The organism is Taklimakanibacter albus (genome assembly GCF_016595235.1).
Classification (GTDB): domain Bacteria; phylum Pseudomonadota; class Alphaproteobacteria; order Rhizobiales; family Aestuariivirgaceae; genus Taklimakanibacter; species Taklimakanibacter albus.
In genome coordinates this window covers 56,601-71,023 of the sequence record NZ_JAENHL010000007.1, presented here as the reverse complement: position 1 = coordinate 71,023, position 14,423 = coordinate 56,601, and the positions used below count along the sequence as shown (strand labels likewise).

At 63.9% G+C, this 14,423-nt stretch carries 13 protein-coding genes and 1 pseudogene; 11 read left to right on the top strand and 3 right to left on the bottom strand.

All coding sequences use genetic code 11. The features are described from left to right. The first annotated feature begins 4 nt into the window (after positions 1–4). From ureE to JHL16_RS11840, 6 genes are read left to right on the top strand one after another with little or no spacing between them, the layout of a single operon-like run. On the top strand, positions 5–457 hold the full coding sequence (gene ureE / locus JHL16_RS11865) for an urease accessory protein UreE (RefSeq protein ID WP_200185061.1): 453 nt from the start codon (positions 5–7) through the stop codon (positions 455–457). Continuing rightward, positions 454–1,140, top strand: coding sequence for an urease accessory protein UreF (locus JHL16_RS11860; RefSeq protein ID WP_200185060.1), 687 nt, complete (start codon positions 454–456; stop codon positions 1,138–1,140). The genes ureE and JHL16_RS11860 overlap by 4 nt, the downstream gene beginning before the upstream one ends. Before the next feature lie 21 nt (positions 1,141–1,161). Further along, on the top strand, positions 1,162–1,857 hold the full coding sequence (locus tag JHL16_RS11855) for an urease subunit beta (protein ID WP_200185059.1): 696 nt from the start codon (positions 1,162–1,164) through the stop codon (positions 1,855–1,857). Between the two features lie 14 nt (positions 1,858–1,871). Continuing rightward, positions 1,872–3,584, top strand: a complete 1,713-nt coding sequence (ureC, locus tag JHL16_RS11850) for an urease subunit alpha (protein WP_200185058.1) — start codon at positions 1,872–1,874, stop codon at positions 3,582–3,584. Position 3,585: 1 nt separating this feature from the next. Beyond that, positions 3,586–4,218, top strand: coding sequence for an urease accessory protein UreG (ureG, locus tag JHL16_RS11845; protein WP_420884535.1), 633 nt, complete (start codon positions 3,586–3,588; stop codon positions 4,216–4,218). Then, on the top strand, positions 4,215–5,093 hold the full coding sequence (locus JHL16_RS11840; RefSeq protein WP_200185057.1) for an urease accessory protein UreD: 879 nt from the start codon (positions 4,215–4,217) through the stop codon (positions 5,091–5,093). The genes ureG and JHL16_RS11840 overlap by 4 nt, the downstream gene beginning before the upstream one ends. Positions 5,094–5,098: 5 nt before the next feature. On the opposite strand, the gene JHL16_RS11835 is transcribed toward JHL16_RS11840, so the two are convergent. Both JHL16_RS11835 and JHL16_RS11830 read right to left on the bottom strand, forming a co-directional pair. Further along, positions 5,099–5,491, bottom strand: a complete 393-nt coding sequence (locus JHL16_RS11835; protein ID WP_200185056.1) for a type II toxin-antitoxin system HicB family antitoxin — start codon at positions 5,489–5,491, stop codon at positions 5,099–5,101. 15 nt (positions 5,492–5,506) lie between these two features. Continuing rightward, the gene (locus JHL16_RS11830) at positions 5,507–5,689 is read right to left on the bottom strand and encodes a type II toxin-antitoxin system HicA family toxin (RefSeq protein ID WP_200185055.1); all 183 of its coding nucleotides are present in this window, start codon (positions 5,687–5,689) and stop codon (positions 5,507–5,509) included. A gap of 177 nt (positions 5,690–5,866) precedes the next feature. On the opposite strand from JHL16_RS11830, the gene hisS reads away from it, so the two are divergent. The 3 genes and pseudogenes from hisS to hisG all read left to right on the top strand — a co-directional run. Continuing rightward, positions 5,867–7,351, top strand: a complete 1,485-nt coding sequence (gene hisS, locus JHL16_RS11825) for a histidine--tRNA ligase (protein ID WP_200185054.1) — start codon at positions 5,867–5,869, stop codon at positions 7,349–7,351. A gap of 15 nt (positions 7,352–7,366) precedes the next feature. Then, positions 7,367–8,524, top strand: a complete 1,158-nt coding sequence (locus JHL16_RS11820; RefSeq protein ID WP_200185053.1) for an ATP phosphoribosyltransferase regulatory subunit — start codon at positions 7,367–7,369, stop codon at positions 8,522–8,524. Next, positions 8,521–9,180 (top strand): annotated as a pseudogene (hisG, locus tag JHL16_RS11815) (ATP phosphoribosyltransferase); the annotation flags it as partial. The gene JHL16_RS11820 and the pseudogene hisG, both read left to right, overlap by 4 nt. Here hisG and JHL16_RS11810 read toward each other — a convergent pair. After that, positions 9,165–10,022 (bottom strand): protein-methionine-sulfoxide reductase heme-binding subunit MsrQ, encoded by an 858-nt coding sequence (locus JHL16_RS11810; RefSeq protein WP_200185051.1) that lies wholly within the window; start codon positions 10,020–10,022, stop codon positions 9,165–9,167. The pseudogene hisG and the gene JHL16_RS11810 overlap by 16 nt on opposite strands. Before the next feature lie 107 nt (positions 10,023–10,129). Between JHL16_RS11810 and JHL16_RS11805 the strand changes: the two genes are divergently transcribed. Both JHL16_RS11805 and JHL16_RS11800 read left to right on the top strand, forming a co-directional pair. Next, positions 10,130–11,050, top strand: coding sequence for a LytTR family transcriptional regulator DNA-binding domain-containing protein (locus JHL16_RS11805; RefSeq protein ID WP_200185050.1), 921 nt, complete (start codon positions 10,130–10,132; stop codon positions 11,048–11,050). Positions 11,051–11,165: 115 nt separating this feature from the next. Then, positions 11,166–14,321: an autotransporter outer membrane beta-barrel domain-containing protein gene (locus tag JHL16_RS11800; protein WP_200185049.1), complete on the top strand. Its 3,156-nt coding sequence runs from the start codon at positions 11,166–11,168 to the stop codon at positions 14,319–14,321. The last annotated feature ends 102 nt before the right edge of the window (positions 14,322–14,423 follow it).

Sequence of the window (14,423 nt, the reverse complement as noted above, 5' to 3'; positions counted from 1 at the left end):
AGCGATGCTTCAGGTCAACACCATCCTTGGCGCGCGCACCGATCCCGGATTGCATGAGCGGCTCCATCGGCTGGAGCACCGGCACGCGGTCGAGGTGGTGACGATCGCACTCGGCGATCTCGACCGGCGGCGACTCCTGGCGCGCACCGAAAAGGGCGAGGAGATCGCGATCGCTTTGCCGCGCGACCAGAAGCTCTTCGACGGTGCGGTGCTGATGATGGAGGACGCCCGTGCCATCGTGGTCAGAGCAGGGGAGCAGCGCTGGTTGCGGCTCTCACCCGCTTCATCGCGGGCGGCACTCGAGCTCGGCTATCACGCCGGCAATTTGCATTGGCGGGTTCGTTTCGACGGGAACGACCTGCTGGTCTCGCTCGATGGTCCGGCGAAAAACTATGCGGCGCGGATCGAGCCGCTGATCAAAGGCGGGCATGTGTCCATGTCCGAGACAACCGAATGAACCCGTTGACCAGCAGCGGACTGCTGCTCGCCCTGCAGCATGCCGATAGCCAGTTCCCATCGGGCGGCTTCGCCTTTTCACAAGGCCTCGAGGCTGCGTCACAGCTTGTCTCCAAGCTCGGCGCCTTCAGCTTCGCCGGATTTCTGGAGGCGCAGATCAGGCATCGCTGGGCGGAGGCCGACCGCGTCGCGCTGGTGCGGGCGCATCGGTGTGGCGATGACCTCGACGCTATCGCGCGGCTTGATTCCGAAGTCGAGGCGTCGACCTTAGCCGAAGGGTTGCGCGCCGGATCACGGCGCAACGGCATGGCGCTTCTCACCACCCATGCGCGGATCGGCACGCCGTGGGCGGATGCCTATCGGGCGATGATCCGCGACGGCGCGGCCTTGGGCCATCTTCCCGTCGTGCAGGGGATGCTGTGGCGATCGCTCGGACTCGATGAGAAGACGTCGGTCGCGATCAGCGGCTACCAGGCAGCCGCCTCGCTTGCGACCGCCGCCATTCGCCTCGGACTCATCGGGGCAATTGAGGCGCAGCGCCATGTCGCCGGCATGCTGCCCGTCATCGAAGCGGCGGGAGCGATGCCGGTCGGTGAGGACGAGCCCCTTCGCTCTTTCGTGCCGCTTGCCGAGATCGCGGTCGCCCTGCATGGCGTGACCGGGCAGCGGCTGTTCTCGAACTGACGATATGAAGGACCGCAAAACATGCTGCTGACCCCGACCGAGCTCGAACGTCTCACCATCTACACCGCGGCAGAACTTGCCCGTAAGCGCCGCGCCAAGGGGCTGCTGCTCAACTATCCCGAGACGGTGGCGCTCATCTCCGACGAGATCCTGGAAGGCGCGCGCGAAGGCCGCTCGGTGGCCGAATTGATGTCGCTCGGCTCACAGCTCCTCAGCCAAAAGGACGTCATGCCGGGCGTCGCCGCGATGTTGCCGATGCTGCAGGTGGAGGCCACTTTCCGGGACGGCACCAAACTCGTCACTGTCCATGATCCGCTGCGTCCCACCGCCGGCTCGGAGGTCGACACGGACCATCCGGGCGAGCTGATCGTCGAGGAGGGCGAGATCGAGCTCAATGCCGGGCGCCGCAAAGTCACGCTGCGCGTCGTCAACACCGGCGACCGGCCGGTGCAGATCGGCTCCCACTATCATTTCTTCGAGGTCAACAAGGCGCTCGATTTCGACCGCGCGGCGGCCTTCGGCCTGCGGCTCGACATCGCGGCCGGCACCGCTGTGCGTTTCGAGCCGGGGCAGGAGAAGGACGTGCCCCTCACCAGCTTCGGCGGAAAGCAGCGGCTTTCCGGCCTCAACGACCTTTCCGACGGACAGGCGGAAGATCCGAAAGCCAAATCAGCAGCAATCGAGCGGGCGCGCGCGGCCGGTTTCCGTGGCGCCTGACAGGGAGTTCAATCATGGCCACACTTTCCCGCCGAGACTATGCCGCGATGTATGGGCCGACCACCGGCGACGGCGTCCGGCTCGGTGACACGTCGCTGGTCGCCGTTATCGAGAAGGATTTCGCGATCTATGGCGATGAATGCCTGCATGGCGGCGGCAAGACACTGCGCGACGGCGCCGGACTCACCGCCGGCGTCACCAGCGCCGAGGGCGCGCTCGACTTTCTCCTCTGCAATGCCACGATCATCGATGCGGTCGTCGGGATCGTCAAAGGCGATATCGGCATCAAGGACGGCCGCATCGTCGGGATCGGCAAGGCTGGCAATCCCGATGTGATGGATGGCGTCGATCCGCGGCTCATCGTCTCGGCGGCGACCACGGTGCGCGACTGCGAAGGCCTCATCGCCACCGCGGGTGCCATCGACGTGCATGTCCATTTCGACAGCGCCCAGCTCTGCGAGCATGCCATCGCGTCGGGGATTACCACCATGCTCGGCGGCTCGCTCGGGCCGATCACTGTCGGAATCGATTGCGGCGGTCCGTTCAATGTCGGCAAGATGCTGCAGGCGGCCGAGCAGTGGCCGATCAATTTCGGCTTCCTCGGGCGGGGCAATTCACACAAGCCCGCTTCCCTTGTCGAGCAGATCGAGACGGGCTGCCTCGGCCTCAAACTGCATGAGGACTGGGGCACCATGCCGGCGGCGATCGACACCTGCCTGAGTGTCGCCGACCGCCTGGACTTTCCAGTGCAGATCCATACGGACACGCTGAATGAGAGCGGCTTCGTCGAGGACACGCTGGCGGCGATCAAGGGCCGCACCATCCACATGTATCATACCGAGGGGGCCGGCGGCGGCCACGCACCCGATATCATTCGCGTGGCCGGCGTCCCCTGGTGCCTGCCGTCCTCCACCAACCCGACCAATCCCTACACGGTCAACACTTTCGACGAACATCTCGACATGACGATGGTGTGCCATCACCTCAATCCGGCGATCCCCGAGGACGTCGCCTTCGCCGAAAGCCGCATCCGCGCCCAGACGATCGCCGCCGAGGATATCCTGCATGATATCGGCGCCATTTCCATGCTGGGCTCCGACAGCCAGGGCATGGGCCGCATCAACGAGGTCATCTGCCGGACATGGCAACTGGCCGACAAGATGAAGAAGCAGCGCGGCCGATTGCCGGAGGAGGCGACGCGTTTCGGCGACAATGAGCGCATCAAACGTTATGTCGCCAAATACACGATCAATGCGGCGCGCACTTTCGGCATCGCCGAGCACATCGGGTCGCTCGATGACGGCAAGATGGCCGATATCGTCATCTGGCGTCCGGCCTTCTTCGGCATCAAGCCGGAGCTGGTTATCAAAGGCGGCTTCATCGCCTGGGGTGCCATGGGCGACAGCGCTGCTTCGCTCATGACCTGCGAGCCCTTGCTGCTCAGGCCGCAATGGGGCGCCTTCGGGCGCGCCAAGCAGGCGCTCTCCGCCTGTTTCGTCAATCCGGCGGCGATCGAGCGCGATCTCGCCGCGACGCTCGATCTGAAAAAGGCGCTGCTGCCATCGCGCGGCTGCCGCAGCCTGTCCAAGAAGGACATGCTGCATAATGATCTCTGCCCGGATATCCGCGTCGATCCGCAGACCTTCGATGTCTTCGTCGACGGCAAGCTGGCGGCCTGCGAGCCGGCGCATGAGCTGCCGCTGGCGCAGCGCTATATGTTGAGGTGATATGATGTCAGCGGAAACTCAAGCCCGTGTCGGGGCGGCGCGCGTCGGCATCGGCGGGCCGGTCGGCTCAGGCAAGACGGCGCTCATCGAGCGTCTGATCCCGGCCTTTGCCGCCCGCAATGTCTCGCTCGCCATCGTCACCAATGACCTGGTCACCGCCGAGGACGCCGAACGCATCCGCCGCTCCGGCCTGATCGATCCGACCCGCGTCGCCGCGGTCGAGGCGGGGGCCTGTCCGCATACCGTCATTCGTGAGGACCCGACGCTCAATATCGCGGCCGCCGATGAGCTCGAGATGCGCTTCCCGGATGTCGAGCTTATCCTCATCGAAAGCGGCGGCGACAATCTCGCCTCGACCTTCTCCCTCGATCTGGTGGACTGGTGGATGTTCGTCATCGATGTGGCAGGCGGCGACGACATTCCGCGCAAGAACGGGCCGGGTGTGCTCAAATGCGATCTGCTGGTCATCAACAAGACCGATCTCGCGCCGCATGTCGGAGTCGATCTCGTCCGCATGGAGGCCGAAGCGGCGGCGACGCGTCGCGGCCGCCCGATGGCGCTGACCAACTGCCGCAAGGTGGAAGGTATCGACGCCGTCGCCGACCGCATCATGGCTGACGTGCTGTTCCGGTGACCAGCCACTGGCCATCGCCCTGGCCACCGGCGGCAGCGGCTTCCGACAGCTCGGCTCCGGAGCGGAAGGGGCGTTTCGATCTCGATTTCATGCGCCATGGGCCGCGCACGGTGATCGGCCGCCAACATGTCTCCTATCCGTTCCATCTCACGCGGCCGTTCTGCCTGGATGGCGCCATTCCGTCTCTCCTGACCGTCTATCAGCAATCGGCCTCGGGCGGCCTCTATCGGGCGGACGCGCTCGCCTGCCGGTATCATCTGGGGGCAGGTGCCGCGGCCCATGTCACGACCCAGGCGGCGACCGTCGTGCATGATTGCCATGGTCAGCCGGCGCGGCAGGCCATCGACGTGACGCTCGAGGACGATGCTTTCCTGGCGCTGGTTCCCGATCCGCTCGTCCTGTTTCCGGGCGCGTCCGTGGCTTCCGTCCTGAAAGCCCGGTTGGCGCCCAGCGCCGTGCTTATACTGGCCGACAGCTTCGCTCTGCATGATCCGCAGGCGAAAGGTCAGCCTTTCGACCAGCTCACCTCGGAGGTCAGTCTCCGCGACGCGGAGGACCACCTGCTGGTCAGAGACTGCTTCCGAGTCCAGGGCGCCGAGCTTACCGGCCCCGCATCGCCCACTGGTCAATGGCGCATCGTTTCGAGCTTTCTGTTTCTCGGACCGCCAGCCCGCTTGCCCAAACGGGACGTCCTGACCGGCCTCGATCCGGGCGCCGGGGCGGTCTTGGGGGTAAGCCCGCTCGCCAATAGCGCCGGCTGGGGTGTGCGCTGCCTTGCCGCCGATGCGGTCAGCGCGCGCCGGGTGGCCGAGATGCTGTTTTCAGCGAGCGTTTTCGCCGCCTTTGGCCAGTTGCCGTCAGCGCGCCGTAAATGAGATCATCACCGTTCGATTTCGCGCCGCGCGGCCTGGGCCAGAAACGCTGACCGTGTCAACTTTCTGGCCTTGGCGGCGGCATCCACAGCGCGGAGCAGGCCGGCTTCCATGGTGATATTGGCGCGTTCGACACGCGCATCATTCTCGATATAGGGCACGGCGACCAGCATGGCGCCATCGGCGAGATGCGCCGCTACGTCCTTGTCTTTGCGCAATGCGTCAAGACTCCTGGGTTCAGGAAGGTCGGTATCCTCGCCATAAAGAGCGAGAGCTTCGGTTGCTTTGGGAACAACCTCGTCCAGAGTGTCTGCGCCAGAAAAGCAGCCCGGCAGATCGGGAAAGTGGACACCGAAGGCGGAGTCCTCATCCTTGTGAACCACGGCGATATAATAACGCATTGTTCGAATTCTCCGTCAGAGCCAACCGGCCTGCTTGGCGATCTCACGCGCAGTACCGATCGGCAGATCCTTCTTTGGATGCGGAACGATGATTGTCAGGGCACCTTTGCGAAACTTATGATGCGAGCCCTTGACGCTGATCAGCTCGAAACCGTCTTCCTTGAGGCGTTTGACGATCTTCTTACTGTCGCGCTCCATGCGCATATTAATACACATTGAGATGAGATTTGTCAAGGTAAGTGTGTATAATAGTGTGTATCGAAAGAGCGCGGGCGATGGCTTCCCGCGCAGCAAAACCCCATTATTTCCCGGAGAGTTGCTGAAGCGGCACGCATCCGTTACAAGCCCGCTCGACTTATCTTTGAGGGAGCGGTCATGTCCGCCAAGACCAAACAACAGCGCCCGAAAGCGCGCGTCGCCAAGGGGTTCCGCGATATCGGGCCTGAGGAGGTGCGCGGCGTCAAGCGCATGATGCGGGTGATCGAGGAGGTCTATGAGGCCTATGGCTTCGAGCCGCTTGAAGTGCCGTTCATCGAATATACCGACGCGCTCGGCAAGTTCCTGCCCGATCAGGACCGGCCGAATGAAGGCGTGTTCTCCTTCCAGGACGATGACGAGCAATGGCTGTCGCTGCGCTATGACCTGACCGCGCCTCTGGCCCGTTATGTGGCCGAGAACCAGCAGGCGCTGCCCACCCCCTATCGCGGCTATCGCCAGGGCTGGGTGTTCCGCAATGAGAAGCCGGGACCGGGGCGTTTCCGGCAGTTCATGCAGTTCGACGCCGACACGGTGGGCTCGGCCTCGCCGTCGTCGGATGCGGAAGTCTGCATGATGATCGCCGACACGATGGAGAAGCTCGGCATCGCGCGCGGCTCCTATGTGATGAAGATCAACAACCGCAAGATCCTCGACGGTGTCCTGGAAGCGATCGGCGTGGCCGGCCCGGAGAACGAGGCGCGGCGCATGACGGTGCTGCGCGCCATCGACAAGCTCGACCGCTTGGGTGTCGCCGGTGTGCGCGAGCTGCTCGGCAAGGGCCGCAAGGACGAGTCGGGTGATTTCACCAAGGGCGCCGAGCTCGATGCCGCCGCCATCGACCGTTTTGCCGGCTTCGTCGATGCGGGAGCGTCGACGCGGGCCGAAACATTGAAGCGGCTCGCCGATCTCGTCAGCTCGAGCGAGCGTGGCCGCGCCGGCGTCGCCGAGCTCGCGGAAATGTCGATGCTCTTCGAGGCGGCGGGTTATGGCGAGGATCGCATCAAGATCGATCCGGCAGTGGTGCGTGGGCTCGGCTATTACACCGGCCCTGTCTTTGAATGCGAATTGCTGATGGAAGCGCGCAATGAAGAGGGTCAGCTCGTGCGCTTCGGCTCGGTCGGCGGCGGCGGGCGTTATGACGATCTCGTGGCCCGCTTCACCGGCCAGCAGGTGCCGGCCACCGGCTTCTCGATCGGCGTGTCCAGGCTCTATTCGGCGCTCAAGCTTCTGGGCCGCACCGAAGAGGGCAAGACTCTGGCTCCGGTCGTCGTGCTGGTCATGGATCGCGAACGTATCGGCGATTATCAGCGCATGGTCGGAAGCCTGCGCGCGGCCGGCATCCGTGCCGAGATGTATGTCGGTACCTCCGGCATGAAGGCGCAGATGAAATATGCCGATAAGCGCGGCAGTCCGCTTGTCGTCATCCAAGGCGGTGACGAGAAGGCGAAAGGCGAAGTGCAGATCAAGGATCTGATGTTGGGCGCCGAGCTCGCCGGCAGCGTCGAAAACCGCACCGATTACAAGGAAGCGCGGCTGGCGCAATTCTCCGTCCCGGAAGCCGACCTCGTGACGGCGGTGCGCGAGGCCCTGGCGCGCAGATGAGGGAAAGCGTCTTCGATGTCCGGTAGGTCCTCGGCCGAGCGCGTCGCGCTCGCCGCCCAGAATGAGCGCGTGATGGCCGTCTTCGAAGGGGCGGGCTTCGACCATATCGCGCCCGACATCCTGCAGCCGGCCGACATCTTCCTCGAACGCTCGGGCGAGGATATCCGCGCCAATTCCTACGTCTTCACCGATCCGGAAGGGGCCGAAATGTGCCTGCGCCCGGATCTCACCGTGCCGGCCTGCCGCTATCACCTCATGCATGCGGTGCGCCCCGACAGCGAGGCGCGTTATTGTTATTGCGGGCCGGCCTTCCGCTTCACGCAAGGCGGCCGCGCGCCCAGCGAATTCGGCCAAGCCGGCATCGAATGGCTCGCGGCGCCCGATTCAGAGGCCTCCGAGGCCAAGGTGCTGGCGCTCGCCATCGCCGCCGTCAAGGCGGCCGGGCTCAAGCGTTTCCGCGTGAAACTCGGCGATCTCAATCTCTTCCATGCGCTGCTCGACGGGCTCGACATGCCGGAGCGCTGGCGCCGGCGTCTCATCCATCAGTTCTGGCGGCCGCAGGCGTTCCGCGAGACGCTCGCCCGCTTTGCCGCGCGCGAAGAGCTGAGCCGCACCAGCATCTCGCCCTTCGTCGATCAGGTGATGAACAAGGACGCGAAGGGCACACAGGGCTGGGTCGAGAGCGAATGCGAGCGCCGCGGGCTGGCGCCGGTCGCCGGCCGTTCGGCGGAAGACGTCGCGGCGCGGCTCGCCGACAAGGCGGCCGACCGGTCCGCCCATCCGCTGGCGCCAGAGGCGGTGCATGCGATCAACGCCTATCTCGCCATCGAAGGCGATGCGGCGTCGGCGCTGCGCCAGCTCGAAACCATGGCGCGGAGCGAGACTTATCGCGAGGCGCTCGAACGTTACCGCCGGCGCATCGCGGCGATGCGTGCTGAAGGACTGAGGCCCGAGGACTTCTTCTTCGCCGCACCCTTCGGGCGCAATCTCGAATATTACACAGGCTTCGTCTTCCAGATCGAGGCGGATGCAGCACTTGGGCCGCTGCAGGTCGCGGGTGGCGGGCGTTATGACGATCTTCTCTCGGATATCGGCTCGCCTGTGCCGGTATCGGCAGTCGGCTGCGCCATCGGCACCGAGCAGCTTCTCGCCGCCATGGGAGGCCGGTCATGACGGCGCTCGTTCTCGGCATCCCCTCCAAGGGCCGTCTGATGGAGGCGACAGAAGCGCTCCTCGGTAAGGCCGGCTTCGCGCTCACACGCAACGGTTCGGACCGGCTCTATCGCGGCCGTCTCGGCGGCATCGAGGATGTTGACGTCGCCTTCCTGTCGGCGTCGGAAATCGCGACGTCGCTGAAGGAAGGCAAGATCGATCTCGGTGTTACCGGCGAGGATCTGCTGCGCGAGACGCTGCGGCCCGAGGACGACCGCGTCGATGTGCTCGAGCGCTTAAGCTTCGGCTTCGCCAATGTCGTCGTCGCGGTGCCGGAAGCCTGGCTCGATGTCGCGCGCATGAGCGACCTCGATGAGGTGTCGGAGAGCTTCTACAAGCGGCATGGGCGGCGCCTGCGCGTCGCCACCAAATACCTCAATCTCACGCGCCGCTTCTTCGCCAATAAAGGGGTGACCGGCTATCGCATCGTCGAAAGCCTGGGCGCCACCGAAGGGGCGCCGGCGGCCGGAACGGCGGAAGCGATCGTCGACATCACCACCACCGGATCGACGCTTACCGCCAATCGCCTGAAGATCCTCGATGATGGTGTGATCCTCGAATCGCAAGCGGTGCTAGCGCTCAGGACGGAATGTGAGGACGATCAGCGCGTCGCCGCGCTGCGCGCCGGATTGAGCCGGGCGCTGGCCAAGCCATAGGCCTGTTTGAGCCAGGGCAGGGCCGCCACGGCGAGCCCGGCGATCAGCACCACCCAGGCGGGACGTAGTCCATAGGCGAAGGCCAGATTGGCCTTGAGGACGCGGAAGGGGCCGACCCCGGTCGCGAGGCCATACCAGGCGAATTCGACACCGGCCGTCAGCAGGCCGGCCAGGATGGCGCAGCCCACGAGCACCAGCGGGCTCAGCGGCCAGCGCAGCTTCATCACGACGCGATAGATCATCAGCAGCAGGAAGAAACCGGACCAGAGAACCGGCTGGCTGACATCGATCTTCGACTGGATGAAATAATGGAGCAGCGCCAGAGCGGCGAGGGCATAGACGATGAGATGCAGCCGCTTCCAATTGCGGCCGAGCTTGCGTACCGCCCAGTCGGTCGAGGTCATGGCGAGCAGGCTCAATCCGAAAAGTGCTACGAAGCCGATGGTGAGATAGATGCGCAGAGCGATCTCGGACACGACGAAAGCGAGATCGAATTTTTCATTCACGATATAGAGACTGAAATGCGCCAAGGCGTAGGCGAAAGTGGTGACGCCGAGCATACGGCGGATGAGGGCGAGCCTGGGCCAGCCCAGGATGCGTTGCAGCGGCGTTAACGCCAAAGTGATCACCAGGAAACGGATGGTCCAGTCGCCGATCCGGTGCAGGGCTTCCTTATAGGGCAGGGGGCCGAGATCGTTCTGCCACAAAGCGTAGGCGACCATCGCCGCGGGAACGAAAACGAGCAGCAGCACGCCGGTCTTGAGAAGGGAAAACCTGCCGCTGCGGTCGGTCCAGAGTGCCATGATGCCTCAAAACTACTATGCCTGCCCCACTATACGCCAGCGCCGAGGGTAATGTTTCAGGCCCAGTGATTTCTCGATTTGTGCGATGCAATTGCTATCTTTCCGGAATGAAGAATCGGGCATTCGAGACGATGGAACCCCTGGAGCCGGCCGCCGGCGGGGGTTCGGACTGGGCCTATTCGGCCGCCCTTTTCCTGCTCGATCAGCCGGTCGATGAAGCCATCATGTCGATCCTCGCGGCGGGAGGCCCCATGGCCGAGGCCGATCGCGCCTGGATGTTCGAATATGACGATAAGCTCCTGTCCTTCCGCAACACACATGAATGGACACGGCGCGGGGTCGAGGCCTTCGTGCAGGATCTGCAAGATGCGCCGGTGACGATGATCGCCTGGCTGCAGCGGGACCTGGTGCATGGCCGGGCGGTGCTCATCCATGATGTCACCGCACTCCCGCGTGGGGCGCGCTCGCTTCAGACCGAGCTGCTCCGCCAGGCGGACAAGAGTGTGTTGTCGGTTCCGGTCTTTCACGACGGCCGGCTGCGCGCTTGCATAGGCTTCGACACCACGCGCGCGCCGAAGCGCTGGAGTGAAAGCGATGTTCTGGGTCTTCAACGCTGCGCCGAACTGATCGGACGTGCCCGCTATGGCCATATCCGCGGGCGCGGTCACGAAGGAGATGAACCCGTTCCCTATCAGCCGCTCGTCTATCTGACGCGGCAGGGCCGGGTGCGCGGCGTCCGCCTCGATGAGATATTGGGGCTGCGCTCGAACCATAATTACACCGACATCTGGCTCGCCGATGGCTCGGTCGTCAGCGACACACGCGCCTTCGGCACCTGGATGGATCTCCTGCCGGCGGCGACGTTCCAGCGCATCAACCGCACCGCCATCGTCCATCTCAAACATGTCGCCGAGCTGGACCGGCAGATTTCGAGCGGACGTTGGGAGGTGCAGCTGCGGCGGGTGGCGCAGCGCTGGTCCGTTTCGCGGCCCTACCGGCAAGCCTTGCGTCAGCGCCTCGGCATCTAGATTAAATCTTTGTGAGCGATGTCGTTTCGTCCGACGGGCATGTCATGTCGTCCATCTCCGGTTGCACGCTCGGATATTCCGATGCAGTGGGATTCCTCTAGCATCTGGGGGCCACATGCATAGAAATTTTGCCGGGCGTCGTCACGCTCTGCTGGCGAGCACCATCTTGGGCGGGATCGCCGCTTTCACCTCACCTGTCCTCGCCGACAAGTATTGGGATGGCAGCGGTCCGGCCAGCAACAATGTCGTCAATGGCGGCGCAGGGACCTGGAGCAACAACGGGTTCACGTGGACCGATAGCAGCGGTGCGGCCAATACGAGTTGGAACAGCGGTTTCGGGGACGAGACGGCCATCTTCCAGGGGACCGGTGGGACGGTCACGGTTCAAGGCACTGTCGGCATCACCGAAATGCAGTTCAAAGTAAGCGGCTACACCCTGAGCGGCGGTACGCTCGATCTGTTGCCAGCAAGCGGTGCCGAGTCGGTTATCGATGTCGCAAGCGGTGTGACCGCGACGATCAGCACGACCGTCACCGGTACGGCCGGCTTGCGCAAAACGGGCGATGGCATCCTCACGCTCCGCAATGTTGGCAACAATTATGCGGGCGGCACGTTCATCGACGGCGGCACCTTGCAGATCCGCATGGATTCCAATCTCGGCGCGGCCGCTGGCGGGCTGACCTTCAATGGCGGCACACTGGAGACGATCGAGACCTTCAACACCACATCGGTCCGGCAAGTTACGCTCAATGCCGACGGCACATTCAAGATCGGCGAGGACTCCGGGCTCAGCCTGCAGGGGGTGGTCAGCGGCGATGGCGGCCTGATCAAGACCGGCAAGGGCACGCTGAGGCTCTATCAGGCCAATACCTATCTCGGTGGCACGGACGTCCGCAATGGCACTCTGGTCGCTGGCGCCACGGGCGCACTCGGTTCAGGGACGGTCGAGGTAGCCCATGACGGTGTGCCGGGCTCGGGTCTGCCAGTTTTGTGGTTTCAAGCCGCCTCCGCCGCCACACCGGTGAGCGCGGGGAACTTGAACATCACCATCGGACTGGGCGACGTCAATTTCGCGAAAGATACGACGGCGGCGGATGCGCAGATCACCTTGACCGCCGGAAAAAACGGCCGCCTCAATTTCTATGGCGGTGCGGCCGGCAGCGCGACGATCATCAACAACGGAGGAACGGTGTCGTTCGTTGAAGGTGATGCCGGCAGCGCCAGCATTTCCAATGATGGTGCCAACAGCCGGACGTATTTCTATGACAATGGCGGGGCCGGTATCGCTACTCTCAGCACGGCCTCGATCACCAACAGGAATGGCGGCGCCGTCTATCTGCAAGGCAAGACGAATGGCGGCAGCGCCCAGATCGTCAACGAGACCGGTGGTTTCGCCTATTTCGAGGGAAGCGCGAAAGCAGCCGGCGCCACGGTCGAAAATCAGGCGGGCGGATCGGTCATCGTCCGATTCCAAACGTCGGATGCCGAGATCGGATCGCTCTCGGGCGACGGCGCGGTTGTGGTCGGCCAGTTCTCATCCGATCTCGTGCGTCTCAAGGTGGGCGCGCTCGGTCTTGATGATGTGATCGGTGGTGTGATTTCTGCCGCCAATGTCGGCTCGGAATTCGTCAAGACCGGCACAGGGATGCTCACCCTCACCGGCGACAGCTCGACCTATGCGGCCAAGACGGCGATCGAGGACGGCATATTGCGCGTCAATGGCAAGCTCGGGGGCACGCTCGATGTCCGTGACGGCGGGCGGCTCGAAGGCATCGGGACAGTGGGGGCCACCACCGTCAATGACGGCGCCACCGTCGCCGCCGGCAATTCGATCGGGACGCTCAAGGTCAATGGTGACATCACCTTCAAAGCAGGTTCCACACTCGAAGTCGAGGCGACCAATGTGCCGGTTCCGGTTGATCTGATCGAGGTCACCGGCACGGCCTATCTCCAAGGCGGTCTCGTGGATGTGCGTGCCGCCGACGACATCTACATGCCCTTCACCACCTATACGATCCTCACCGCCACGACCGGTGTCGAGGGTGAGTTCGCCGACGTTAACGACAATCTGGCCTTTCTAGATCCCTCGCTCAGCTATGACGACAACAATGTCTATCTGACCCTGGCGCGCAACGACATCGACTTTGCCAACTATGGTCGCACGGCTAACCAGAAGGCGACGTCACGTGGCATCGACAGTCTTGGTGCCGGCAATGCGCTCTATCTCGCGTTCGTGCTGCTCGAGGACGATGCGGCGCTCATCCAGAACACGCTCGACCAGCTGTCGGGCGAGATTCATGGCTCGCTCAAGAGCACGCTGCTGGCGGACAGCCATTTCCTGCGCGACGCGGTGACCGGACGGTTGCGTTCGGCGGTGCAGTCGGATGCCGGGATGGCTGTGGCCGTTGGCGACAGCACAGTCGAGCCTGCCGCCGATTATTCGGTGGCGCGCAAGTCCTCCGGCTTCTGGATGCAGGGCTTTGGCAGCTGGGGCGACTGGGACGATGACGGCAATGCCGCCGCGCTCGACCGCTCGACCGGTGGCGTCATTGCCGGCGTCGATACGCTGGTCGGCGGCTGGCGCCTCGGCGTCGCCGGCGGCTACAGCCAGACGAGCTTCGATGTCGACGACCGGCGCTCGTCGGGTGATGCCGATGGCTATCATGCGGCGGTCTATGCCGGCACCAATTGGGACAACGTGTTCCTGCGGGCGGGTGCGGCCTATTCGTGGAGCGACATCGCGACAAAACGCGAGGTTACCAGCCCGATCGTCGACGAGCTCGCGGCCGATTATGGCGCCGGTACCGCGCAGGTCTTCGGCGAGCTGGCCTATCGTGCCGATCTCGGCGGTCTGGTGATCGAACCCTTCGCCAATGCGGCCTATGTCAATCTCCACACCGAGAGCTTCACCGAAAAGGGCGGGGCGGCGGCGCTCGAAAGCAAATCGTCTTCGTCCGACAGTGTCGTGACGACGCTGGGCCTTCGGCCGGAAGTCCGCTTCGGCCTGGGGGATATGGTGACAGTAGCAACCGGCATGATCGGCTGGCAGCATGCTTTCGGTGATGTCACGCCGGAGACGCAGCTCGCTTTCGACGGCGGCGACGCGTTCGGCATCCGTGGCGTGCCGATGGCGCGCGACACGGTGCTCGTTGAGGCGGGGCTCGCTCTCAAGCTCACCGACAGCGTCAGCTTCGGCGCGTCCTATCAGGGCCAGTTCGGCGACGGCGTTAGCGACAATGGCTTCAATGCCAGGCTCGGTGTCGAATTTTAGAATATGTGATTGGCCTAGTTTGATCTATCCCCCTCATCCTGATGGATGCTTCGAGGCTCGCTTCGCTCGCACCTCAGCGTGAGGGGTTTTTAGAAGGAGAGA

What these genes read in the sequence shown, in the direction of transcription:
- ureE (WP_200185061.1), top strand. Translation starts at nt 5, where the DNA reads ATGCTTCAGGTCAACACCATCCTTGGCGCGCGCACCGATCCCGGATTG.
- JHL16_RS11860 (WP_200185060.1), top strand. Translation starts at nt 454, where the DNA reads ATGAACCCGTTGACCAGCAGCGGACTGCTGCTCGCCCTGCAGCATGCC.
- JHL16_RS11855 (WP_200185059.1), top strand. Translation starts at nt 1,162, where the DNA reads ATGCTGCTGACCCCGACCGAGCTCGAACGTCTCACCATCTACACCGCG.
- ureC (WP_200185058.1), top strand. Translation starts at nt 1,872, where the DNA reads ATGGCCACACTTTCCCGCCGAGACTATGCCGCGATGTATGGGCCGACC.
- ureG (WP_420884535.1), top strand. Translation starts at nt 3,586, where the DNA reads ATGATGTCAGCGGAAACTCAAGCCCGTGTCGGGGCGGCGCGCGTCGGC.
- JHL16_RS11835 (WP_200185056.1), bottom strand. Translation starts at nt 5,491, where the DNA reads ATGCGTTATTATATCGCCGTGGTTCACAAGGATGAGGACTCCGCCTTC.
- JHL16_RS11830 (WP_200185055.1), bottom strand. Translation starts at nt 5,689, where the DNA reads ATGGAGCGCGACAGTAAGAAGATCGTCAAACGCCTCAAGGAAGACGGT.
- hisS (WP_200185054.1), top strand. Translation starts at nt 5,867, where the DNA reads ATGTCCGCCAAGACCAAACAACAGCGCCCGAAAGCGCGCGTCGCCAAG.
- JHL16_RS11820 (WP_200185053.1), top strand. Translation starts at nt 7,367, where the DNA reads ATGTCCGGTAGGTCCTCGGCCGAGCGCGTCGCGCTCGCCGCCCAGAAT.
- JHL16_RS11810 (WP_200185051.1), bottom strand. Translation starts at nt 10,022, where the DNA reads ATGGCACTCTGGACCGACCGCAGCGGCAGGTTTTCCCTTCTCAAGACC.
- JHL16_RS11805 (WP_200185050.1), top strand. Translation starts at nt 10,130, where the DNA reads ATGAAGAATCGGGCATTCGAGACGATGGAACCCCTGGAGCCGGCCGCC.
- JHL16_RS11800 (WP_200185049.1), top strand. Translation starts at nt 11,166, where the DNA reads ATGCATAGAAATTTTGCCGGGCGTCGTCACGCTCTGCTGGCGAGCACC.